Source organism: Pseudogracilibacillus amylolyticus (SeqCode) (assembly GCF_051918545.1).
Classification (GTDB): Bacteria; Bacillota; Bacilli; order Bacillales; family Amphibacillaceae; genus Pseudogracilibacillus.
Genome location: NZ_JBPPZG010000006.1, coordinates 17,401 through 41,202, shown reverse-complemented (window position 1 = coordinate 41,202; position 23,802 = coordinate 17,401). Strand labels below are relative to the sequence as shown.

21 protein-coding genes are annotated in these 23,802 nt (G+C 37.0%); 8 read left to right on the top strand and 13 right to left on the bottom strand.

Annotated features, from left to right (window positions below):
• On the top strand, window positions 1-556 hold a 556-nt coding region (locus ACPYKA_RS01410), incomplete at its 5' end, for a pyridoxal-phosphate dependent enzyme (RefSeq protein WP_479540627.1).
• Window positions 557-622: 66 nt separating this feature from the next.
• Here ACPYKA_RS01410 and ACPYKA_RS01405 read toward each other — a convergent pair.
• Complete coding sequence (locus ACPYKA_RS01405; RefSeq protein WP_479540626.1) at window positions 623-1,108, bottom strand: tetratricopeptide repeat protein; 486 nt, start codon at window positions 1,106-1,108, stop codon at window positions 623-625.
• A 652-nt stretch (window positions 1,109-1,760) separates the two neighbouring features.
• Between ACPYKA_RS01405 and ACPYKA_RS01400 the strand changes: the two genes are divergently transcribed.
• Window positions 1,761-2,384, top strand: coding sequence for an RraA family protein (locus tag ACPYKA_RS01400; RefSeq protein ID WP_479540625.1), 624 nt, complete (start codon window positions 1,761-1,763; stop codon window positions 2,382-2,384).
• Between the two features lie 516 nt (window positions 2,385-2,900).
• Here the strand turns inward: ACPYKA_RS01400 and ACPYKA_RS01395 are convergent.
• Window positions 2,901-4,253, bottom strand: a complete 1,353-nt coding sequence (locus ACPYKA_RS01395; RefSeq protein WP_479540624.1) for an FAD-binding oxidoreductase — start codon at window positions 4,251-4,253, stop codon at window positions 2,901-2,903.
• A 515-nt stretch (window positions 4,254-4,768) separates the two neighbouring features.
• Here ACPYKA_RS01395 and ACPYKA_RS01390 point away from each other — a divergent pair.
• On the top strand, window positions 4,769-6,025 hold the full coding sequence (locus tag ACPYKA_RS01390; protein WP_479540623.1) for an IS110 family RNA-guided transposase: 1,257 nt from the start codon (window positions 4,769-4,771) through the stop codon (window positions 6,023-6,025).
• A gap of 545 nt (window positions 6,026-6,570) precedes the next feature.
• Here the strand turns inward: ACPYKA_RS01390 and ACPYKA_RS01385 are convergent.
• Window positions 6,571-7,632 (bottom strand): NAD(P)H-dependent flavin oxidoreductase, encoded by a 1,062-nt coding sequence (locus tag ACPYKA_RS01385; RefSeq protein ID WP_479540622.1) that lies wholly within the window; start codon window positions 7,630-7,632, stop codon window positions 6,571-6,573.
• Between the two features lie 143 nt (window positions 7,633-7,775).
• Between ACPYKA_RS01385 and ACPYKA_RS01380 the strand changes: the two genes are divergently transcribed.
• The 3 genes from ACPYKA_RS01380 to ACPYKA_RS01370 all read left to right on the top strand — a co-directional run bounded on the left by ACPYKA_RS01380 (window position 7,776) and on the right by ACPYKA_RS01370 (window position 11,216).
• A complete protein-coding gene (locus ACPYKA_RS01380) occupies window positions 7,776-9,374 on the top strand; it encodes an FMN-binding glutamate synthase family protein (protein WP_479540621.1) in 1,599 nt (532 codons plus the stop codon).
• Between the two features lie 172 nt (window positions 9,375-9,546).
• Window positions 9,547-10,551 (top strand): methionine ABC transporter ATP-binding protein, encoded by a 1,005-nt coding sequence (locus ACPYKA_RS01375; RefSeq protein WP_479540620.1) that lies wholly within the window; start codon window positions 9,547-9,549, stop codon window positions 10,549-10,551.
• Window positions 10,552-10,553: 2 nt separating this feature from the next.
• Window positions 10,554-11,216, top strand: a complete 663-nt coding sequence (locus ACPYKA_RS01370) for a methionine ABC transporter permease (protein WP_479540619.1) — start codon at window positions 10,554-10,556, stop codon at window positions 11,214-11,216.
• Window positions 11,217-11,467: 251 nt separating this feature from the next.
• Here ACPYKA_RS01370 and ACPYKA_RS01365 read toward each other — a convergent pair whose 3' ends face one another.
• The 7 genes from ACPYKA_RS01365 to ACPYKA_RS01335 form a co-directional block, all read right to left on the bottom strand.
• Complete coding sequence (locus ACPYKA_RS01365; RefSeq protein ID WP_479540618.1) at window positions 11,468-12,295, bottom strand: MetQ/NlpA family ABC transporter substrate-binding protein; 828 nt, start codon at window positions 12,293-12,295, stop codon at window positions 11,468-11,470.
• 504 nt (window positions 12,296-12,799) lie between these two features.
• On the bottom strand, window positions 12,800-13,402 hold the full coding sequence (locus ACPYKA_RS01360) for a 4Fe-4S single cluster domain-containing protein (RefSeq protein ID WP_479540617.1): 603 nt from the start codon (window positions 13,400-13,402) through the stop codon (window positions 12,800-12,802).
• Between the two features lie 73 nt (window positions 13,403-13,475).
• On the bottom strand, window positions 13,476-14,258 hold the full coding sequence (locus tag ACPYKA_RS01355; protein ID WP_479540616.1) for a ComEA family DNA-binding protein: 783 nt from the start codon (window positions 14,256-14,258) through the stop codon (window positions 13,476-13,478).
• Window positions 14,259-14,263: 5 nt separating this feature from the next.
• Window positions 14,264-14,491, bottom strand: coding sequence for a DUF2997 domain-containing protein (locus ACPYKA_RS01350; RefSeq protein ID WP_479540615.1), 228 nt, complete (start codon window positions 14,489-14,491; stop codon window positions 14,264-14,266).
• A 4-nt stretch (window positions 14,492-14,495) separates the two neighbouring features.
• Window positions 14,496-14,939: a hypothetical protein gene (locus ACPYKA_RS01345; protein ID WP_479540614.1), complete on the bottom strand. Its 444-nt coding sequence runs from the start codon at window positions 14,937-14,939 to the stop codon at window positions 14,496-14,498.
• Between the two features lie 18 nt (window positions 14,940-14,957).
• Window positions 14,958-16,613, bottom strand: coding sequence for an AAA family ATPase (locus tag ACPYKA_RS01340; protein ID WP_479540613.1), 1,656 nt, complete (start codon window positions 16,611-16,613; stop codon window positions 14,958-14,960).
• 89 nt (window positions 16,614-16,702) lie between these two features.
• Window positions 16,703-17,335: a phosphatase PAP2 family protein gene (locus ACPYKA_RS01335; protein ID WP_479540612.1), complete on the bottom strand. Its 633-nt coding sequence runs from the start codon at window positions 17,333-17,335 to the stop codon at window positions 16,703-16,705.
• Between the two features lie 216 nt (window positions 17,336-17,551).
• Here ACPYKA_RS01335 and ACPYKA_RS01330 point away from each other — a divergent pair, with 216 nt between their 5' ends.
• Window positions 17,552-17,818, top strand: coding sequence for a phosphocarrier protein HPr (locus ACPYKA_RS01330; protein ID WP_479540611.1), 267 nt, complete (start codon window positions 17,552-17,554; stop codon window positions 17,816-17,818).
• Entirely contained in the window at window positions 17,818-19,524 is a 1,707-nt protein-coding gene (gene ptsP / locus ACPYKA_RS01325; RefSeq protein WP_479540610.1) for a phosphoenolpyruvate--protein phosphotransferase, read from the top strand. The genes ACPYKA_RS01330 and ptsP overlap by 1 nt, the downstream gene beginning before the upstream one ends.
• A gap of 1,022 nt (window positions 19,525-20,546) precedes the next feature.
• On the opposite strand, the gene menC is transcribed toward ptsP, so the two are convergent.
• Genes menC through ACPYKA_RS01310 form a run of 3 tightly spaced genes read right to left on the bottom strand, consistent with a single transcriptional unit; the run spans window position 20,547 to window position 23,606 of the window.
• Window positions 20,547-21,662, bottom strand: a complete 1,116-nt coding sequence (gene menC / locus ACPYKA_RS01320; RefSeq protein ID WP_479540609.1) for an o-succinylbenzoate synthase — start codon at window positions 21,660-21,662, stop codon at window positions 20,547-20,549.
• Window positions 21,663-21,678: 16 nt separating this feature from the next.
• Window positions 21,679-22,473 (bottom strand): GNAT family N-acetyltransferase, encoded by a 795-nt coding sequence (locus ACPYKA_RS01315; RefSeq protein WP_479540608.1) that lies wholly within the window; start codon window positions 22,471-22,473, stop codon window positions 21,679-21,681.
• Between the two features lie 5 nt (window positions 22,474-22,478).
• Window positions 22,479-23,606, bottom strand: coding sequence for a M20 peptidase aminoacylase family protein (locus ACPYKA_RS01310; RefSeq protein WP_479540607.1), 1,128 nt, complete (start codon window positions 23,604-23,606; stop codon window positions 22,479-22,481).
• Window positions 23,607-23,802: the final 196 nt, after the last annotated feature.

Here is a 23,802-nt window from a genome sequence, read left to right as displayed (position 1 = left end):
GGTAAAACATTTTCAATCGATAATTAGCGAAGAATCTAAGCAACAGATTTTAGAAAAAGAAGGAAAACTTCCGACAGCCGTAGTAGCTTGTGTCGGTGGTGGAAGCAATGCAATTGGGGCATTCGCTCATTATCTCGAAGAAGAAAATGTACGCTTAATTGGTGTGGAGCCGAAAGAAGCTGCATCCATTACCGAAGGAGTTCCTGCTGTCATTCACGGATTTAAATGTCTCACTCTCCTGGATGAAGACGGTGAACCAGCACCAACTCACTCGATTGCAGCGGGGCTAGATTATCCTGGCATTGGACCTGAGCATAGTTATTTAAAAACGAATGGCCGCGCTGAATATGTAACCATTACCGGAGACGAAGCTTTGGAGGCCTTTAAGGAATTGTCACGAGTAGAAGGAATTATCCCGGCACTTGAAAGTTCCCACGCAATTGCTCATACAATAAAACTTGCAAAAGAACTTACAAAAGATGATGTTATAATTGTTAATTTATCAGGTCGCGGGGATAAGGACGTTGACCAAGTGTTTCAAATGGAAAAGTTATAAGATATTCTGGCGGGATGGTTACTTCTTTTCGAAAACACATCTCGCCAGTCTTTTTTATGTATAAAATTAATCCCAAATCTGATCTAATCGTGGTGCATAGAATTCAATTGCTTTTTGATAACTTAAAATTTCACTATCTTTAGTTGTTTCCATTAAACATGCAAGTAGTAGTTTCATGGCTGCTTGGTGTTCATGTAAATTATATAGGGTCATTGAATAAAATACTTGCATTGCCCTATTATCGGGGAACTGATTAATGCCTTTTTCAAAAACATTTTTTGATTCTTCATAATTTCCAATCGTTCGATATGTGCTCCCCAATCCAATAATTGCTTTTTCCAAATCTTTACCTGATAATCCCAATTTTATTGCCTTTTCATAATACGAAACAGCTTTTGTTTCCTCTCCTAGTACATCAAAACTCCATGCACATTGAAAATTCACATCAGGATCATTTGAAAATTTTCTTACCAGTTGCATTAATAATTTATTAGATTGTTTTAGTTCAGATTTTTTACGTAACTCAATTGCTTGTTTAATCTCTTCTTTCACGTCAACAACGTCCTTTCCTCGTTTACGATAATTTCCATCCGAAAATTCTACATATCACATGAAATATTAAAAATAATCCTAGCACTTTCATGTATCCTGAAATAGAATCAGAAAAGCTAAAGGTTAAAAACGGAATTCCCAAAATTAATAACAAACCTAATAACAGCCGTCCCAAAACAAAAAAGGAATACAGAAAACCGCTATACGAATCTGGATCAACCGAATGTGATTGATGATAGTTTTCTATTTGAGGATCATCAAAATAATTATCGTCTCGATCATCCTACATTAAATCACCGCCCCAATATTTTAATTATAAATCCTTTACACTCGTCTAATTTTTAAAAATTTTAATCTATTAATTCAATTCCAAGGCATCATATAAAAGTTTTGTTCGTTTTAATGACCTTACACATACCGGCTTATTAGGTTTAATTATAAAACGTTTTGATTATTTTTCCTATATAAGAGGATGTTCAAAAAGTCCGGTAAAAATGACTCAGCGAACTTCTTGGTCCTTTTTATTCTGTTTTTGAACACACACGATAATTCTATCACTCTGTATTATAACAATATACAATAAAAACATTGCAATGGAGCCACTATTGTTATTATAATAGAATTAACATCACTACATAAAGGAGTTAATTTTATGAATTCTGTTATAGAACAATTAAAAAATGTGCCAACAACCGCTGTTTCTGATGTCCTTAAAGGGATGAACAATATTGATCCTACTATTAAACCTTTAAAAGAAGAATATAAAATTGCTGGGCAGGCATATACGGTAAAACTTCCTGTGGGAGATAATTTAATGCTGTTAAAATCTTTAAAAGAGGCAAAACCAGGTGATATTCTTGTCGTTGATGTAAAAGGTGATACCTATCGTGCTATTGCCGGCGATTTTGTCGTTGGGATGATGCAAACACTAGAACTTGGTGGTCTAGTAGTCGACGGGGTAATCCGTGATCTAATTGACATTAAAGCATTAAATTTCCCAGTTTTCTCTAAAGGAACAACGGTGTCCTCCGGCGAAAAAACAGGACCTGGGGAAACAAATGTCCCAATCTCCTGTGGTGGAGCTTCCGTAAATCCCGGAGATATCATCGTCGGCGATGTTGATGGAGTAGTTGTTATTCCAAAAGATCGTGCGGAAGAAGTATTAGAAGGAGCAAAAGCAAAAATGAAAGCCGATGACATGCGAGAAGCAAAAATTGGTGGAAATAAAGAAGAAATTTATAAATACATTGACGGAATGATTGCAAAAAGTAAATAAAATCTAGTAAGCAGAATAAAATTATAGAAATCCGAACTAAACACTAATTATAGTTCGGTTTTTCTTTTAACCGCTTCAGTAAACTTTATTGTTTATTTCCTAAAACTACACCATAAAACACTGCATGTATTGAATCAAATTGACATGTTGGAAATCGACTCAACAATCTTGGGAATCCACTCGGTATCTTGGAACACAACTCAACTTCTTGAGAATCCACTCGACATCCCTGAAACGAATAGACATCCGGAAAACCCACTCTACATCTTGAAGATCGAGTCAGCACCAACCGCAGCGGTGATTTAATCAAAATAAATGAGTAAAAACAATGTTTTTTAAATAAAAATGAATGAGTATTAAACGATAATCGATTTTTTATCAGTTACGATCGAGAAGTTAGAACTGTTATCGAAGAGTTCAATAACGGAAGATTGCAGAAAAATTACAAGATTTTTATGCAATAAGAAAACTGCCTGGTGAAAAGCCTAGAATATAACTTCTAAGCTTTTCAACAAATTAATTAAAAATTTTGCCAGGGTTCAATATATTATCGGGATCTAACAGTTGCTTAATGCTTTTCATAACTTCTACCGCATCTCCATGTTCTTCTCGTTGATATTTCTTTTTACCAAGACCTACACCATGCTCACCTGTACAAGTCCCTCCTACTTTAATCGCTTTTAAAACAAGTTTATCGTTCATTCGTTCGGATCGCTCCCGATCTTTTTGATTATCTACATCAAATAAGGATAATGTATGGAAATTTCCATCACCTACATGCCCTAAAATACCACCATGTAAGCCAGATTCTTCAAGTAAATCTCTCGCATAATGGACTAGTTCAGGAAGTTTAGAGATAGGAACGCAAATGTCTGTACCAAAAAATCGTTTTCCTTTTTGATGTCTGAAAGCATAAGCCATTTGATGCCTAGCTTTCCAAATTTCATTTCTTTCTTTTGTACTTTCTGCAATATCCCAATGTTCACAATCGAGCTCCTCCATTAACTCCTTAACTAATTCTACTTGAGCCTCTACAGCAGTCTTAGCACCAGCAAATTCAAAAAATAGAGAATGTGCTACCGGGAAAGAGTAGTCACCATATTCATTCACTTGCTTGATACTTGATGCATCAACTAATTCCATTCTCATGATTGGGATATCATTTGCCAACACCGTGTATGCTGCCTCTGCACACTCCTCTACTGTTTTGAATGTGCACCTTGCTGCGATAATATGTTCTGGAATCCCATGCAATTTCAATGTAACTTCGGTAATGATTCCAAGCGTGCCTTCTGATCCAGTAAAAAGTCCAGTTAGATTATATCCGGATGATGATTTTTTCGCTTTAGTTCCTGTATGTATAACACGACCATCCGCCAAGACAACTTCCATATCTAGCACTTGATCTCTCATTGACCCATAACGTACCGCGGTCGTCCCACTTGCATTCGTTGCCGTCATCCCACCAATTGTCGCATCTGCACCCGGATCAATAGGAAATTGCAGACCATATCTATTAATCTCTTCATTTAACTGAAGTCGTGTAATTCCCGGTTGAACAGTTACAGTCATATCTTCTGGAGAAAAGTCGACTATTTTATTCATTCGCTCTAAATTAACAGATATTCCTTTTTTAACCGGAATCACTTGCCCTTCAAGGCCTGATCCGACACCGTATGCGGTAACAGGAGCTTGAAATTGTTTGGCGACAGAAAGTATTTTTTTCACATCTTCTGTAGATTCAGGAAAACATACAATATCAGGTGTAACGGCTGCATGTGCAGATTCATCATGACTATGTCGGAACAGTTCTGTTTCATTTATACTTACCTTTTCAATACCTAACTCTTCTTCTAATCGTTTTTTCATAATTTTCCCCCTTGTATATTATGTTTAGACCTAATTTTTTAGGTTTTTAAAAGAATCATTTGTTCCTTGAAAATTAAATAATTTCTTACGCTTTATTTAATGTTGGGGGGCGTAGCTTCGATATGAGCGTTAGCTTGCGAAGCAAGGTAAAAGCTCATTAGAAGGAAGCAAGCGTAAGCGCGGTAGCCCCATGGTCATGCAAATTTGTTTACGATGCTAAGCTGTCTTTGGGAAAATAGCTATAGGTAGTGTCCTACCAAGGGAATGTTCCGATTCCCCTTGTCGCCCCAAAACTTGGGTGTCTTCCGAAAAAAGAGTGTTCCCCTGGCCCTATGATATAGACCTACACGCTGACTGTTTCCCGGCTGGTTGGCCCTCCTGCAATGCAGAGGGAGGCACGTGCACCGCTAACCCCCGGTGTATTCCAATAGCTCGCAAGGCTGTCGTTCATAGGTTTCCTAGGGACATCTCAGCATCGTAGGCACTACAACCCTTAAACAAAGGAGGTGATTATGATGACTTCACCCTTGTTCGTCGGAATTGATGTAAGCAGTAAGAATAACGTCGTCTGTTGCTTAACTCGGGACGAAGAGAAACGACCAATAAGCCGATTTACCATCACCAATAATCGTCCCGGTATTAATGAGTTACAAGACCGTATTACCAAGCTTGTAAAAAAGCATGGATACGAACAACTTTTGTTTGGACTGGAGCACACCGGTCATTATTCGATCCATGCCGCCATGTACTTGCATCGTCACTTAGATTTTGGGATTCCAAATAAAAACGTTTATGTTTTCAATCCTAGTCTGATCAAAGAATTCAAGAAATCTAGTTATTTGGACGCTCCCAAAAACGATCGGGCAGATGCGTGGTTTATTGCCGCCAAACTTCGTGCGGGAAATCTCCCGCATCCATTCACATGGAGCGAGACACAAATGGCTCTTCAACGGCTGACACGTACTCGTTACCATTTGATGCAGGACCTAACACGGGAAAGCAATTTCCTTATGACGAACTTATATCTAAAGTTCAGCGATTATTCGGTCACTGGTCCCTTCAAGCAAAACAAGTTGGGAGCCACATCTCTCGCTGTCATGGAAGAGTTTGAATCCGTTGAAGATTTGGTCGGCATGCCCTTGGACGAGCTGATTGAATTCCTTGTCCTGCATGGAAAAAATCGATTTGATGACCCGGAAGCTGTTGCCCGTGCTTTGAAAAAGGCAGCACGTTCTTCCTACCGTTTGCCGGATTCCATGGCAGATTCTATCAACCTCGCCATGGCCTCTAGCATTCGCGTCATTCGAGTCGTTCAGGAACAGCTGAAAGTGTTGAAAAAGGCGATTGTAGACCATTTGGCAACAATCCCTCAAACGCTTGATACCGTTCCCGGAATTGGGCCAATATTCGCTTCTGGCATTTTGGCCGAAGTCAATATCCAGGAATTTAATACCCAGCAACAGTTGGCAAAATACAGCGGATTGGCATGGAACCAGAATCAATCCGGTGATTTTACTGCCAAACGAACTAGGCTGATTCAATCCGGTAACCGCTATCTCAAATACTACCTCGTGGAGGCGGCAAACAGTGTTCGGGTGCACGACCCTGTTTACGCCGAATATTATGCCAAAAAGTTAGCGGAACCGAAGCAATTTGCCGAGAAACGTGCCCTTGCGCTTACAGCTCGAAAACTAGTGCGGTTGATCTTTTATCTGCTGAAGAACAACCAAATTTATCACCCGGAAGGAGGGATCCGACAAGAAAATATCTGAAACTATTAATTCGGATCATTCCACCTATTAATTAGTTTACTTGGATAATTTTGTAAACCAATTAGGGTGGGCTTAGTTCAGTATTGTCTTTTTTAGCTACACCACCTTCAAAGCAACAAGATTTTTAAATATTTATCTTGACATATTACCGCTGCTCTTTATAATTAAATTTTTATTTTAATTAAAACAAAGTGAACAAGAAAATGAGAACCCAAGTGAATTGCAATGTAACCACGAGGTTTCCAAAATAACCACGCAATTGGCGATTTAACCACGAACAAAACGATTATCCAGCCAAATTGCAATTTATCCACGAGGTTTCCAAAATAACCACGCTATTCGCGATTTAACCACGAACAAAACAGTTATCCAGCTAAATTGCAATTTAACCACGAGGTTTCCAAAATAACCACACAATTCACAAATTAACCACGAACAAAACAATTATCCAGCTAAATTGCAATTTATCCACGAGGTTTCCAAAATAACCACACAATTCACGATTTAACCACGAAATACCGGAATTATCCACGGCCGAGAAAACATCATTTTATCAATTTAGTCGCTTCAAACATCGTATCTTCAATTAGTTTTTTCACAGTTTGATATTTCGCGAGACGTGGACTTTGGCCAGCCCATAAGGACATATATTCTTTATCTTTATTTTTAGCTGCTGCTGTTCTCATCGGTTGTGTCAATGCGTTTTGGATCGGAAACTCAGGTAAATCTTCTTCAAATTCCGTCATGTTATCAATATATTCATTCCGAATTCCTTGAGCATATTTTCCCGAAAATGCTCTTGTTTCTACAATTTCTTCTTCCACCGCTTGTAAAATTGCTTCTTTATGTATGTGATTAGCGCCACTTTCTTCGGTCATTAAAAAGGCCGTTCCCATTTGTACTGCTTCGGCACCTAGACTAAGAGATGCGGCAAGACCTCGCCCATCCATAATACCTCCTGCAGCAATTACTGGAATCGTTACATGATCTACTATTTGTGGAACTAACGACATTACACCAATAGAATGTTGGTTATCTTTCAGAAAACTACCTCGATGACCCCCTGCTTCGTACCCTTGAGCAACGACAGCATCCATGCCTAATTGTTCAATATGGATTGCTTCTTGTACGGTAGTTGCCGTCCCTACTATAATTATGCCTGCTTGCTTAAGTTCATTAATGATTGATTTCGTAGGGACGCCAAATGTAAATGAACATACCGGAATTTTTTCTTCAACAACTACTTTTATTTGCTCAAGATAATTCTTTAAAAATGACTCTTTTGTAGGAATAGACGAATTTTTCTTCAGCTTATACTTTTCCCGAATGCCTGCTAGCGCCTTGTTCGCCGTTTGTATTTTATTTTCGACAGGTGAAAAATCATTTGGAACAAATAGATTAACACCAAAATTCGTCGTTTGTAATTTTAGCTCTTTGACTTGGTTACGCAACTGCTCCGGACTCATATATCCTGCCCCAATCATACCAAGTCCTCCGTTATTAGAAGTCGCTGAAACGAGTGAATTGGTAGTGATTCCACCTGCCATAGGGGCTTGAATAATCGGATACTTAATGTTACAAAGGTTGGTAAATTGATTTTTAATCATGACGGACACCTCTTCCAAATTCATACTTATAATTTTATCATAGCTGTTTTAACACCCTGTAACAAGAGATGTTTACATCGTTACAAGAATGATAATACTAATAATTAATCTAAGTTAATGCCCAATTTGTTAGGAGAGGTTTTATGACCAAAATCGCAAGTGCAATAATTTTATTCGTAGGCATTGTTAGTGCTATTATTTTAACTGGAGCAATTGGTTTCTTTATTTATCTCGTCTTTTTTGACCGCAGACAAAAAATGCATTCTATTCTAAGAAATTACCCACTTCTTGGTAGAGTGCGTTACTTTTTTGAAAAAATTGGACCGGAACTAAGGCAGTACTGGTTTAATAATGATACGGAAGGTAAACCTTTTTCAAGAGCAGATTATGAACATATTGTCCGTAGCGCAAAATATAAACGTGATGTCATCGGTTTTGGTTCTAGAAGAGATTTTGAAAAAGAAGGATATTATATTCGAAATGATATGTTCCCTAAATTGACGGAAGAATTAAAAGTAGATTCGAATGTAATTACTTTAACTAATAAATATTTATTGTTACGTGATCCACTCTTCACCCAGAGAAAGGAAAAATTAAAACAAGATAAATCACTTGCCTATCTTTTACATGATGATGATGCAGTAGTCATCGGACCAAATGCGAAATATCCTTTCATCACTAAAGGTCTAATCGGGATGTCTGCAATGAGTTACGGTTCTTTAGGAAAAAATGCAATCACTGCCCTCTCAAAGGGCCTTGCAATGGCGAAAGGTTCATGGATGAATACAGGAGAAGGTGGGCTGTCACCATATCATTTAGAAAGTGATGTTGATATGATCATGCAAATTGGACCTGCATTATTTGGTGTGAGAGACAATCAAGGTAAACTTGATTTAGCTGAGCTGGAAAGAAAAAGTAAAATACCTCAAATTAAAGCAATTGAATTAAAACTCGCACAAGGAGCAAAAGCTCGGGGTGGACATATTGACGCTGAAAAAGTAACACCGGAAATTGCAGAAATCCGTAGAGTAGATGCTTATAAGTCTATTGATAGTCCAAATCGTTTTTACGAGTTTAATGATCCAGAAAAAATGTGTGAATTTATTACATTAATTCGTAATACAACTGGAAAACCGGTTGGAATAAAACTTGTTATAGGTGGAGTCGACAGTATCGAACCGTTAGCAAAGTATATGAAAGCAACCGGTGAAGGACCGGATTTTATTACAGTCGATGGCGGAGAAGGCGGCACTGGTGCTTCCTACCAAGAACTCTCCGATAGCGTTGGATTACCGCTTAAATCTGCACTCCCGATTTTGGATGGAACCTTAAAGAAATATGGCGTTCGCAATAACGTGAAAATTATCGCTTCCGGAAAACTATTTACCCCTGACCGAATTGCCATTGCATTAGCTATGGGGGCTGATCTTGTTAACATTGCACGAAGTTTAATGATCTCTATCGGTTGCATTCAAACTCTAAAATGTCACGCTAATATTTGTCCAGTAGGCGTAGCAACCACTAACCCAAATCTACAAAAAGCGCTCGTGATCGATGAAAAAAAACATCGAGTTGCGAACTACATCACGACACTAAGAAAAGGATTATTTCGTATTTCTGCTGCCGCAGGACTAGATTCGCCTGTTCATTTTGAGCCGAAACATATTATGTATAAAGATGATCATGGAGTCATCTATCCGTTAGAAAAAATATTAAACGATATCCATAACCAATTAGGTTGAGAAAAGAATCACTGATGCCGCGGCAACAGTGGTTTTTTCACGAATCATATATTTGTGACATAAATAAATGTTCAATACAGTAGTATATCATCTTGATTCCCTCTTGCAATCAGCCTCACTACAATGTATAGTAAGTTTATAGGAATAATACATGAAAGTGTGGAGAAATGTCTTGATTGAATTAAAAAATGTTTCAAAAATATATAAACGAAATGGCACCGAAACAGAAGCATTAAGTAATGTAAATTTGCAAGTAAATAAAGGGGATATCTTTGGAGTAATCGGTTTTAGTGGGGCTGGTAAAAGTACATTAATTCGGCTTGTAAATTATTTGGAAAAACCGACCGCTGGAAAAGTTATCATTGATGGAAATGATTTAAGTACGTATCCAATGAGTGAATTACGAGCTCTTAGAAAAAATATTGGAATGATTTTTCAACATTTCAATCTATTAAACTCTAAAACAATTTATCAAAATATCGCAATTCCACTTATTTTAGCAAAAGAAAATAAGCAAGTAATTAAAGATCGTGTCATGGAACTTCTTCATTTCGTAGGGTTAGAAGACAAAGCTAACAGTTATCCAAACGAATTATCTGGCGGACAGAAACAGCGAATCGGAATTGCACGGGCGCTAGCTACAAACCCGTCAATTCTTTTATGCGATGAAGCAACATCAGCACTTGATCCGCAGACAACAGATTCTATATTACAGTTACTGCAGAAAATTAATGAAGAATATAATATTACGATTATGATCATTACCCATGAAATGAGCATCATTCAAAAAATATGTAATAGGGTCGCAGTAATGGAAGACGGAAAAGTAATCGAAGAAGGTAACGTATTGGATGTATTTGGAAATCCAGAGCACACTTCGACTAAAAACTTTGTACGAACAGTGATTCAAGATGAATTGCCTGAAAGTGTTCGTCAAAAAATAAAGCACATTCCAGGAAGTAGATTATTTAAAATTGACTTTACTGACAAAACTAACTCTGTAATTAATGAGTTAATAAAAAAGTTTGATGTGAATGTTAATTTTATTTATGCAACAATGAATGAAATTAAAGACGATACAGTCGGTCACATGATTATCCAATTAGCCGGCAATTCTATTAATGAAGCTATATCATTTTTACAAGCAATAGACATTAACGCGAAGGAGTTGGCATAGTTATGTTCTCTACTACCGTCACCCTAGACCAATTCCTACAAGCGATGGTCGATACATTCTATATGGTCGGATTTTCTTTAATCATCGGTTCAATTATTGGAATTCCATTAGGCATTTTACTAGTTGTCACACGTTCTGGTGGCATTATAGAAAATAAGATTATCTTTAATATGTTAAATCCAATTATTAATATGGTCAGATCTTTACCGTTCATTATTTTACTCGTCGCAATTATTCCATTTACTCGTTTAATTGTTAACACTTCAATCGGAACTCCGGCAGCAATTGTTCCATTAATTATTTATGTGGCTCCCTTTATTGCCCGCTTGGTGGAAAATTCAATCTTAGAAGTGGATGATGGAATTATTGAAGCAGCTGAATCGATGGGTGCCACTCCGATGCAGACAATATGGTACTTTTTGCTCCCAGAAGCACTTGGTTCATTAATTTTAAGCCTAACTACTGCGACCATTAGTTTACTTAGTGCAACTGCAATGGCTGGAGCTGTCGGCGGCGGCGGAATCGGAGACTTAGCAATCAGTTATGGATACGAGCGATTTGATTCATTTATAATGCTTGTTACTGTAATTGTATTAATCATATTCGTACAATTTATGCAGTCATTTGGAAATTGGTTAGCAAGAAAAGTAAGAAGAGAAAGTTAAATTCATGTACAATAAAAGTTTTTTAAAAGCTGTCAATGAATGGCAGCTTTTTTTATGTAATTCCGAATTTACTAGTTTTGAAAATCCACTCATCATCTTAGAGATTGACTCGACTTCTAAGGAATCCTCTCGCTCGACATTCTAAGAATCGAACAGACTTCTTAAATAATCCACTTAAAATCTTCATTATCCACTCTGCATTTTTACGTATAGAAAAAACCCGCCCAATATAGGACGGATTTTAATGATTTTTATCTAATTTCTTCTGGTATAAACCAATAGCCATCTTCGTTATTTTCTTCCATATATGTTTTAAATTCATCGGATTCATAAGCCGCTTTTACAGCTTGAGCCCAATCTGTATCTTTATTTTTCTCATCAACTACTGCAACAAGTTCTAAATCTTTTAATATATCTTCATGAAGTAAACTTAAGGATGCATCGACTCCAGATGAATAGACAATACTTCCCGGAATAACACCATAATCAAGATCGTCTAAAGCACGTGGAATTTGCGCAGAATCCATTTCTTGTATATCAAGATTAAGTTCATTTTCTACGATATCGTTTTGTGTCACTTTTACTAATTCTACATCATCTTCTAATGTAATTAATCCAGCTTTTTGTAATACAGCATAAGCTCTTGCCGCATTGGATGGGTCTTTCGGAATTCCAATGACATCCCCTTCTTCAATGTCATCAAGTGAATCTTTTCGACCCGGGAAAATACCAGTTGGTACCGTCGGAATTGGTGTAATACTTGTTAGGTTCGCACCTTTTTCATTATTAAAGTTTTCATAGTATGCTGTATGTTGGTCAACATTCAGATCAATTGAACCTTCGTCAAGTGCGATATCGGCTTGTAATAATTCCGTAAAATCAGTTGTTTCAACCGTATATCCTTCCTCTTCCAATATCGGTACAATCGCATCAATAAACAACTCACTATAAGGTCCAGGTGAAGTTCCAACTCGAATTGTTGTCTTATCTTCACCATCTCCTGCTGTTTCTGAACCACAAGCAGCGAGAAGTAATGTTGTTAAAATTGTAAAAATAAACAATAACCTTGAGACTTTCATTGCGTTTCCCCTTTTTATACGTTTTTAATCCATACTTTACTACTTTGTTTTATATGAATTATGTACTATAATACAGGGAACAGGAAAAAAAGTCAATTATATTTTTTCATCTTGCCTTGTCCGATAGAATAATAAATTCCATGTAAATTAATTCCAAAAATAAATGTGAATGAATGTGACCGTTATTCTCAGAACCCGCAAAGCTAGACTCCGATATTTAAAAGATTTCCCACCGATGAAACCGTTAGCGCCATTAAAATTCATCAGCCGCCAATTTATTTATTTGCTCCGCCGATAAAATCACGCAACCGCCGAAATCACCGTCGATCCGCCGTTATCAAATGGCAACTCGCAGATAAAATTATTAGGCCGCTGTATTCCGTAACCCGCCGTTACGTCCATCGCCCCTAGTCTTAAAATAACTTCTTCCTAAAAAAGACAAAAACCGTTATCAGTTATAACGGCCTTTTACGTCAAGTTTTCAATTTTGACTAAGTATACAAATTATATTTTTTTAAACAATCTATCCCATATTTCAGATGGTACCATACCGTTTGCTTCTACTGTTCCATCTTTCTTTAAATAAATTTCCAGTCGATCAGGCAATTTTACTAAATCAGTTTCCAACGCTTTATAACGATCGGTTAAAAAGTGAAAACGTTGATTCGTTGACCCAACCCATGGACGCTGCTTATCTAATTTATCATGTTCGAATGGTCCATCGATAAAAAGATCTGTTACATCATACAAATCTTTCCATCCAGGTTTATTCATCTTTTCAAGTTGTTCTTTATAATATCCACTAAACGTCATCACGCTAAGTCCATCAGCTCGTGCTCGTCTCCCAATCTCCGCAAGTGCCTCCGCCTGTTCAAAAGGTTCACCACCAAGAAATGTTATTCCTTCAATATTTTCTTCATTTTTACTTTTCATAATCATTTCCCAAATTGCATCGACAGATATACGGGTACCTTTATTAGGATTCCATGTCCATGGAACTCCACATCCTTTACAATGGATGGGACAACCTTGTACCCATACGCAAGCGCGACGACCTGGACCTTCTGCCGTCGTTAACGGTAAAAATCGATGAAGTTGTACTTCCATTACTTATCCACTAACCTTTCTGGATGCTGTTTTACTTTCTCAAAACCTTGCTTGAGTAAATCTATAACAGTTTTTAGTAATCAACAACTCTTCCAGTTTGTTTTCTTCTTTCTAGTTGCTGTTGATCTGGTTTATGCTGATTTTGCTTATTTTGTCTGTTATTATCATTTTTACGTTTATTTCTTAATTCTTCATCCGAAAAAACAATATATGGTTTTGCTTTAATTAAGACATGTGGCTTCACGTTTAACGAGTTTACTAAATGAGTATACGACGTAAATGCAGAAACTTTATTTCGAACAATAATGATTTCTTTTGCCATAAAAGATCCGACAGACGGCAACTTCTTTAGTTGTGCTTCCGTTGCATTATTTATGTTAACAAAGGTTGGTTTTTTTTGGGCTTTTTTACGATTCTTCTTTCGTTTCATCGGGTGTTTAGTCGGCGCAGGCTTTGTAGATGGCGTAATAGTACTACGAGTTCGTATTTGTTGGTTTCTTGGTTGTACCATTAAAGGTGGCATTTTATCGGGTGCAATCCGCCTTGCTAATAGTTGCAAATATTCAATTCGTCCCAAAAAAGCTTGAACAAAAGCGGCGATCCAGCCCATTATCACAAGACCTACTGAAAGATCATAGACAATATGTTCCTCATTGAAATGCTCATCAACTAGAAAAAATTGAACAACAATTAGTAAATAAATAAATCCAGAAATTAGCCACTTCATTTTTTTTGCTCGTGCACCAATATAAAAAAAGCTAATAAAGGAAAAAAAGCCAAATGGAAAAAGCAGCCAACATAACCAAATTGATCTAGACCATTCCCACTTTTTTCCTAAAGGAGTTATTGGATTCATTGTCCTTAGTCTCCTTTAATTTCCATTTGTTCTTCAACCTGTGTTTGCTGTTTTTGATATTGCAACTGTTGTGCAAGTAAAAACTCCTCGGTATATTCAGAATCTACTGTTTCAGCATCCAATAAGCTTTCTAGAATTTCCACATAATCCAAACATTCTTCATCATTCATTCCAATCGTTTTTGCACGAATTTCACCTGAAGCAGTTATCTCCAATCTTATTTTTTTCTCCATTGTCCTACTCTCCTACCTGGAATGTTAAAACAATTGTGTCTTCCTCATTCCGTTTTTCGGATTCAAGTATTAATCCTTCATTTTTAGCTCGTTCTACTAATTTATGATATGTTTTTTGTTGTACGATTCTCGTATATTCTTCATGTGTATTTTTCACAAATTCCTCGGCATCTTTAAGAGGAATGTCTTTATGAAAAACAGCACTAATTGTATCATCTTCTTGGCGTTGAAAAACTATTTCAACATTCCCTAGTGTCGATTCAATCTGTCTTTTATCAAGCGAGACTTTACACCCACGGTTTTTAAGAGCCTCTGTTAAAATGTTTTCATCTTTTAAGTTTGTATCAATTTTATAGTAAATTCCTTCGTCAATCTTATCTTGCAAAGCATACGAAACAACAGATGAAGCAGCAATTGCAATCGGAATTAAAGTCAATGATAAACTCAAATTTCTTCCTCCTTTAGTTTAAAAATCTAACATTCTTCCTCCACGTTTCGAATGTATATCACTTGTATCTTCTGGAAGGGATTTTTTCTCTTCCTCCGCAACTTCTTCGTATTCTCTGCGATCATCGCGAAGTGTAGCAGTAACTGCGCGGACACTTGCCCATTCTCGTAATCTTTTAATTTCTTCTGACTGTGTAATCGATAATGGAACAATTTCCTCAATTGCTTTTTCAAGGTCTTTCACTTGTAATCCACGATTTTCAGCATACGCTTCAAATAACCCGATAATAACAACTTGTTCAATTTCAGCACCGATAAATCCTTCTGTCAAATTAGCAAGATGCTCATATGTTTCATTCGTGAGTGGAAATTCACCTCTAGCTTTTTCTGATTTCAACCGTTTTTCAATATGAATTTTAAAAATTCCTTTACGTTCAGTCACAGTTGGGAGATCGACAAAAAATATTTCATTAAACCGTCCTTTACGTAAAAACTCAGGTGGTAAACGCTGAATATCATTAGCAGTTGCAACAAGAAAGACAGGTGCTGTTTTATCTTGCATCCAATTTAAAAAAGTTGCAAAGATTCTTGAGGAGGTTCCACTATCTCCAGATGAACTTGTTCCAGCAAGTCCCTTTTCAATTTCATCAATCCATAAAATGGATGGAGCAATTGCTTCAGCAGTTTCAATCGCTTTTCGCATATTTTCCTCACTACTACCAACAATTCCACTAAAAATTTTACCCATGTCTAGTTTTAAAAGCGGTAGTTTCCACAATGAACTAACTGCTTTGGCGATCAAACTCTTTCCACATCCGGGTACCCCTGTAATTAATAATCCCTTAGGTGCAGGTAGTCCATATTCACTAGCTGAATCCATCCATGAATTGTTTCGTTTTTTAAGCCAACGTTTTATATTTTCAAGCCCGCCGATATCTTCCATGCTCGGATCTTGGGGTATGTACTCTAAAATCTCATTCTTTTTAATAATTTGTTGTTTCTCACTTAAAACATGTTCCACCGTATTAATATCTAGTCTTCCGTCCATAACCATCGATAAAGCAAATGCATTTTCTGCCTCTTGAATGGTAAGTCCAAGAGCGGCTTTTACAACTAGCTCCTTTTCTGCATTCGATAAGTCGACAGTAATACGCGGATTATTTTCATTTAACTTTATCATTTGATCCAATACTTTTTCTATCTCTTTATACGTCGGTAATCCATATTCGACAATCATAATATCTTTTTGCAGTTCCATTGGAATATCAAATGTCGGCGACACAAAAATAACATTTTTCGGATTCGGATCATGTTCAATGACAGACACTAAATCACGTATTCGGCGGACCACTGCATGATCTGTCTGTCCACCATGCCCTAAAAATATATGAAAATCTTTTAAAATAATTACGGCAGGTTCATCAATTTTTTCAATTTGATTTAGAACTTGCATCGGTTGCTTGTATTTACTAAGTGAAGTGTCTTGATCCGAAAGCAATCCTTCCGTTACACTCCATGTATAAACTTGTCGAACTGTTTTAATCTGTTTTTTATCTGAACAGATACGTTTAATATCACGAATTAATCGTTCTTCTTCCCACGTTGTAATCGATAAAAATGAAAATCTTGCTCGTAAATAATGAGCAAGTCGCATTGAAAATGATTTTTCCTCCACTGTTCCACCCCATTATGTGCTACATACTGTCATTTTCTTTATATTAATTATATAAGAAAATTAGGCACATTTCATACAGGATAAAAGGACTATTTTTCGTACGTTCGCCGTGCTTGAATATTTTTATTTAGAAAAATTAACAGTAGAACATAAACATATCCAACAAAGAAACCTGTGATCACATCCGTAAGATAATGTACATTAATAAAATATCTACTCATCCCTATTAAAACAATCAGCATGCCAAAAAAGATCCGAATGCTTACCTTCCGATTTGGAAATCGTTCGCTAAGAAAATATGCTAATAATCCGTAACAAACAATGGAAGTAACCGCATGTCCGGAGGGAAAACTAAATCCGAGAGCATCAAGTTCTTTCGAAATACTAGGACGTTCCCTAGCGATAAGGTGTTTAATAAACCGATTCAACATCGAAGCGCCAAGTGTCCCAAAACCAAAAATAATGGCTGGAAAGACTTTTTTGTAAGCAATCCACAAAACAACCATCATGACAATTACAAATGGGATGACAAAAGACTTGCTGCCAAGCTCTGTCATACCTCGAAAAAAAGTATATACTCTAGTGCCTGCAACCTCCTCTACCAACCCTCTCGTTATTTGGTCTGTTAGGGGGATTTTTCCCTGTTTAAGTTCTAAAATCCAAATGATAATAGCAATTAATCCGACTGTTAAAACGGTTATATGTATCATATTTCTTTTCATATAAAATTTCCTTTCAGCATTTTACAAAATAGAAGTTTATCTTCTAATAAAATTGGGTATTTATCGTTTTAAAATTAAATTTCCGTTTCACTAGCTAATTTGTTACATAAGATGCGCTTTATATGGTAATCTTAATTATAGTTATAGCATAGTATGCTAGTAAAAAATACAAGTATTCACCCAGTAAATACGAAACAGAAGAAAGGAAAATCAAACATGATAAGTAAAGAATTTACCGTAACAGGAGAAACAGGATTGCACGCAAGACCAGCTACACAATTAGTACAAGTTGCGAGCCGCTTTTCATCAGACGTGGAATTGGAATATCAAAATAAAAAAGTAAATGTTAAATCAATTATGGGTGTGATGTCGTTAGGTATCGCGCAAGGTGCAAAATTTACCATGATCATTGACGGGCATGATGAAGAGGAAGCAATGAAAAATATTGAAGAATTATTTACTAAAGAAGGGATAGCTAACTAATGTCATTAAGCTTAGAAGGCATTGCTGCATCAAGTGGTATTGCGTTTGGAAAAGCTTATAAACTAATTGAACCTGATTTATCCTTTGAAAAAAAGCCAGTTGAAAATAGTGATTTTGAAATCACTAAATTACATAATGCTTTAGAGAGAGCGAAAGATGAACTAAACCTAATTCGTGATAAAGTCTCCGAATTACAAGGAGAAGAAAATGCGCGAATCTTTGATGCACATTTACTAGTTTTACAAGATCCAGATTTTCTTTCCGCTATTCGAGAGAAAATTACCAATGATAAAATAGACGCTGCATCTGCTCTATCTAAAGTAACAACTTCATTCATTGATATGTTTGAACAAATGGAAAATGAATATATGCGGGAAAGATCTGCAGATATTAAAGATGTGACAAAACGTGTACTCGCACATCTGCTTGGTAAAACATTACCAAATCCCGGACTAATCACAGAAGAGACTATTCTAATTACTAAAGATTTGACCCCATCTGATACGGCTCAAATTAATAAAATATATGTAAAAGGCTTTATTTCAGATATTGGCGGTCGGACATCTCACTCTGCCATTATGGCTAGAACAATGGGAATTCCAGCAATTGTTGGAACAAAAGATGCTTCACAAAAAATTAAAAATGGTGATAACATCATCATCGATGGAATGACTGGTGAAATCTTTGTTAATCCTTCTGAAATAATTCAAGAAAAATATAGGAAAAGACAAGAAAAACTTGTTATACAGCGTGCGGAATGGGAATTATTAAAAGAAAAACCTACTGTCACAAAAGATAACTACCAAGTAGAATTAGTTGCAAATATTGGTTCACCAAAAGATTTGGAACAAGTTAAGGCTAACGGTGCTGAAGGAATTGGACTGTACCGGACAGAATTTTTGTACATGGAAAGAACATCTTTACCTACTGAAGAGGAACAATTTGATGCATACAAAACTGTGTTACAGGAGATGGATGGGAAATCGGTCATTGTTCGGACACTAGATATTGGAGCGGATAAACAGCTCCCCTACTTAAATATGCCAAAAGAAACGAATCCTTTTTTAGGACTTCGTGCAATTCGGTTTTCCTTAGAGGAAATGACCATTTTCAGAACACAATTACGTGCTTTAATCCGGGCCAGTAACTATGGAAACTTAAAAATTATGTTTCCAATGATCGCAACGCTTGATGAATTTCATGAAGCTAAACGAATTCTTATTGAAGAGAAACAGAAACTCCAAAAACAGAATATACCTGTTGGGAATATGGAAGTCGGAATTATGGTAGAAACTCCGGCTACAGTAATGCTGATCGATCAATTTGCTAAAGAAGTAGATTTTTTTAGTATCGGAACTAACGACCTCATTCAATATACATTTGCAGCCGATCGTATGAATGAACATGTAGAATATTTATATCAACCATATCACCCGGCAATTTTACGCTTAGTGAAAATAGTGGTTGATGCAGCACTTGCAGAAGGTAAATGGGTTGGAATGTGTGGAGAAATGGCCGGAGACCCAAAAGCGATTCCGCTCTTATTAGGCCTGGGACTAAATGAGTTCTCCATGAGCGCATCCTCAATACTTCCAGCTCGAAGCCAATTGAAAAAAATAAATAAAAAAGACATGGAGCTTTTAGTAGAAAAAGCACTTTCAATGAAAACAGCCGATGAAGTGCTCAAACTTTTAAAAACCATTTGAAACAGCTCTTCCGGTTGAAGGAAGAGCTGTTATTTATTTAGCAGATTAATATAGTAACTTCTGTTTATTTCTTCTTCCCGCGGCTAAAACAAATATTGTGTGGTTATTTTGTAATTTGCATGGTTAACCACGCGTATGCCGCGGTTATTTCCAATTCCTCGTGATTAAAATAGATATCGTGTGATTATTTCATAATTTGCGTGGATAAACACACATACCGCAGGGCTCTTCTCACTTCTTTCCAACGAGATCAAAGGCGCGGGAGGGCGCAGCGGCGCTCTTCTCACTATTTTCACCGAGATCAAAGGCGCGGGAGGATGCCGCGGCGCTCTTCTCACTATTTTCACCGAGATCAAAGGCGCGGGAGGATGCCGCGGCGCTCTTCTCAATTCTTTCCAACGAGATCAAGGGCGCGGGAGGACGCCGCGAGGCTCTTCTCACTTCTTTCCAACGAGATCAAGGGCGCGGGAGGGCGCAGCGGCGCTCTTCTCACTATTTTCACCGAGATCAAAGGCGCGGGAGGATGCCGCGGCGCTCTTCTCAATTCTTTCCAACGAGATCAAGGGCGCGGGAGGACACCGCGGCGCTCTTCTCAATTCTTTATAACGAGATCAAGGGCGCGGGAGGACACCGCGGCGCTCTTCTCACTTCTTTATAACGAGATCAAGGGCGCGGGAGAACGCAGCGGCGCTCTTCTCAATTCTTTCCAACGAGATCAAAGGCGCGGGAGGGCACCGCAGGGCTCTTCTCACTTCTTTCCAACGAGATCAAAGGCGCGGGAGGGCGCAGCGAGGCTCTTCTCAATTCTTTCCAACGAGATCAAAGGCGCGGGATTCCAATTCCCCGTGATTAAAATAGATAGTACGTGGTTATTTCGTAATTTGCATGGTTAAACGCACATGCCATGGTCATTTCGCAAAATAGCCGGTTAACAAAAAAACTGATGTATTGGAATTTGCATAAAAAAGTTTCTCCAAAACAAAGAATCTAAAGGACACTTTCCCAAGGTGTTGAAATAATAACTATAAGTTAAATTCCTTTGTACTAAGCGTAAACTCTTCTAATGCCTTTTCATCAATCTCATACCCAATTCCCGGCTTTGTTGGGACATTAATGACGCCGTTTTCGACAATAACTTCCGGCTCAATAATATCTTTTTTCCAATAACGAGAAGATCCAGCAGTATCACCAGGCAACGTAAATTGTGATAAGGTTGTAAGTGCAATATTATGTGCACGACCAACGCCCGCTTCTAACATGCCACCACACCAAACATCGATGCCTTTTTCCTTGCAATAATCATGAATTCGTTTTGACTCTGTTAACCCACCGACACGTCCGATCTTAATATTAATAATTTTACAGCTTTCTAGTTCAATTGCTTTTCTAGCATCCTCAAGAGAATGTATACTCTCGTCCAAACATATAGGTGTTGTCATTGCCTTCTGCAGTTTCGCATGATCAATAATATCATCATGTGCGAGCGGTTGTTCAATCATCATTAAATCTAAGTCATCTAATTTTCGTAAATGATCGATATCATTTAATGTATATGCCGAATTTGCATCAGCCATTATTTTAGTCTCCGGAAATACACGCCGTACTTCTTTCAGAACATCGACATCATATCCCGGTTTAATTTTTATTTTGATTCGTTTATACCCTTCTTGTACATAATGTTCAATTTTTCTTAGTAGATCGTTTACAGTCGGCTCGATACCAAGGCTGATTCCAACATCAATTGTTTTTCTTTCTCCTCCTAGCGCTTCTGCTAAAGGAATATTTTTTTGTTTCGCATACAGATCCCATACCGCACCTTCAAGTGCAGCTTTTGCCATATTATTTCTTCTAATTGGCTGAAACAGGTCAAAAACCTCATCTGGATGATGAATTTCATTATTTTTTAAAATAGGTATAAGAAAGTCAGTCATCATATGCAAATTTGTTTGTACAGTTTCTTCACTATACCATGGACTTGTAAATGCAACAGACTCGCCAAAACCTCGGTTGCCACTGCCATCTATCATTTCGGTAATAAAAAATTCTTTCTCTTGAAACGTCCCAAAACTCGTTGAAAACGGATCATTCAATGTCATTTTTAAATGATGTAGTTTGATCTTTTCTATAACTAGTGCCATCTCTTTCCCTCCAAAATTATTTCGTGAATACATAGAAACTAATAAAATTTTCGTTCGTATCTAGTAATAAATCTGTCGCTTGGTATCCTACAGCAAATAATTGCTTGAAAATTTTTCTCGTTTGATAGCGCCATTCTTTTGCCAATTCAAAATCTGTTTGCTTCATCGTTTGAATATCCCGTGGTATTGCGACAAACCACTTGTCTGACGATAATGTACCTGTGACGTCCGACGCAATCGGTTTGCCAAATTTGTCTGCCGTAAGCAACACTTTCTCCATATCCAATGAGTGATTTTCACGCTTCTTTGTAGACTTATTTAAGTCCCATTTAATTAGGATCCGATCTGTCGGTAAACCTTGATTTAATTTGTCATTTAAATCTCCATAATGATTAGCCCGATAAACTGCACCTCTCGCTCCTAATTTATGCAAATTAAGATAGGCATTTTTACTTTCCAATGGATCAAATGTCCACGTAATCATGTCATATCCTTTATCTTTAGCAAGTTGTGCCTGCTTTAATTTCATTTTGACTCCAAGATCAGCTTTTCTGTATTCTGGTAAAATACCGAGCATATGTGAGCATAGATAGACAGAGTTGCTGTCAAATCCTGCAAAACTGTATAAAAATCCAACCATTTTTTCCCCGGAATAAGCTCCGAGTATGATGCCACCGTTTTTCATTGCTGTAAACGTCTGATGAATGGGGATTGACGGCATCTCCCAAACCGCACGTTCAACTTGTTGCAACTGATGCAACTCTTCAATTGTTGTTATTTCACGGATTTCAATCGTTTGTATGATTCTCATCTCCCTTAAGACTGCGCTTTTACCGTATTTATTAAGACATTTGATAAAATTTCAATCGATTTTGGAATTGCTTCATGATTAAAAGTCATATCTGGATGATGAAGACCGGGAGCTAAATCACAACCAATGGCAAGCATCGTCGCTTTTAAGTCTGGACGTTTTATTGTATAAAAATGAAAATCATCCCCACCAGTTGTTTCAATAATCGGTGCTAAATTATTTTCTCCCACACTGTCAATAATTGCTTTTTTCATTTTTTTCACAGCATCTTCATTGATAATTGCTGCAGCAACATTTGAAACCGTTTCAAGTTTAATCTTCACTCGATGATAATCTGCTAGCATCTCACTAATCTTATGGATCTGATTTATTAATTCAAACATAGCATCATTCGTTTGTGCACGAATATCGATTGAAAACGTAGCGCTTCCTGGAATAATATTGATACTTTTTCCACCCGATTGAAAAGAAGTCAATTTTGCGGAATAAGGTACCATTGGGTTAAGTTGAATTTGATTTAAATGTTGGTAAAATTCACTCCCAACTTGGATAGCATTTGCCGTTAAATGAGGTCTTGCGCCGTGGGCATCCTCTCCAATAATTTCGCCTTTCATAAAGCAGGCAGCCCCATGACGAATTGCTGGAGCGAATTTACCATGTGGCAATTCTTGAATTGGTCTTACATGCATTCCATATAAATAGTCTACATCATCTACAATCCCTTTTTTAACTAGCGCTAAAGCTCCAGTACCTTTTTCTTCAGCAGGTTGAAAGATAAATCGAAATGTACCTGTAAGAGGGACATCACTGCGAAGTAGGTTTAAAATAGTTCCGATTACTATCGTCATATGGGCGTCATGTCCACAAGAATGATTAGCTTGAAACTTTCCATCTACTTCTTGCCATAGGGCATCAATATCTGCCCGTAACGCTACGACAGGTTTGCCACTTCCAATTTCAACGATTAGTCCAGGGAGATCATCAAACGTAGAAATTTTACAATTTTCCTTTGCAAAAAGGGACTGAATATAGTCAGTTGTGTTAAATTCCTGCCAACTAATTTCTGGATTGGCATGTAGGTGTTGAAAGATTTTTTGTAATTGGGGTGTTAATTTTTGAATCGTTTCATTCATAAAAATGCTCCTTTTTCTTACATTAAGACAATTAAAATCTAATTACATACCAATTATATTAATAAAAGGTCTATATTATATCGTATCGTTTTCTTAACAAAAATGAAACCATGAAGAAGTCATTAATCAAGTAGGCAGATAATTATTTTTGCTAATCTTTCTACAAACATCCATTCAGATTACTTTTAAATTAATA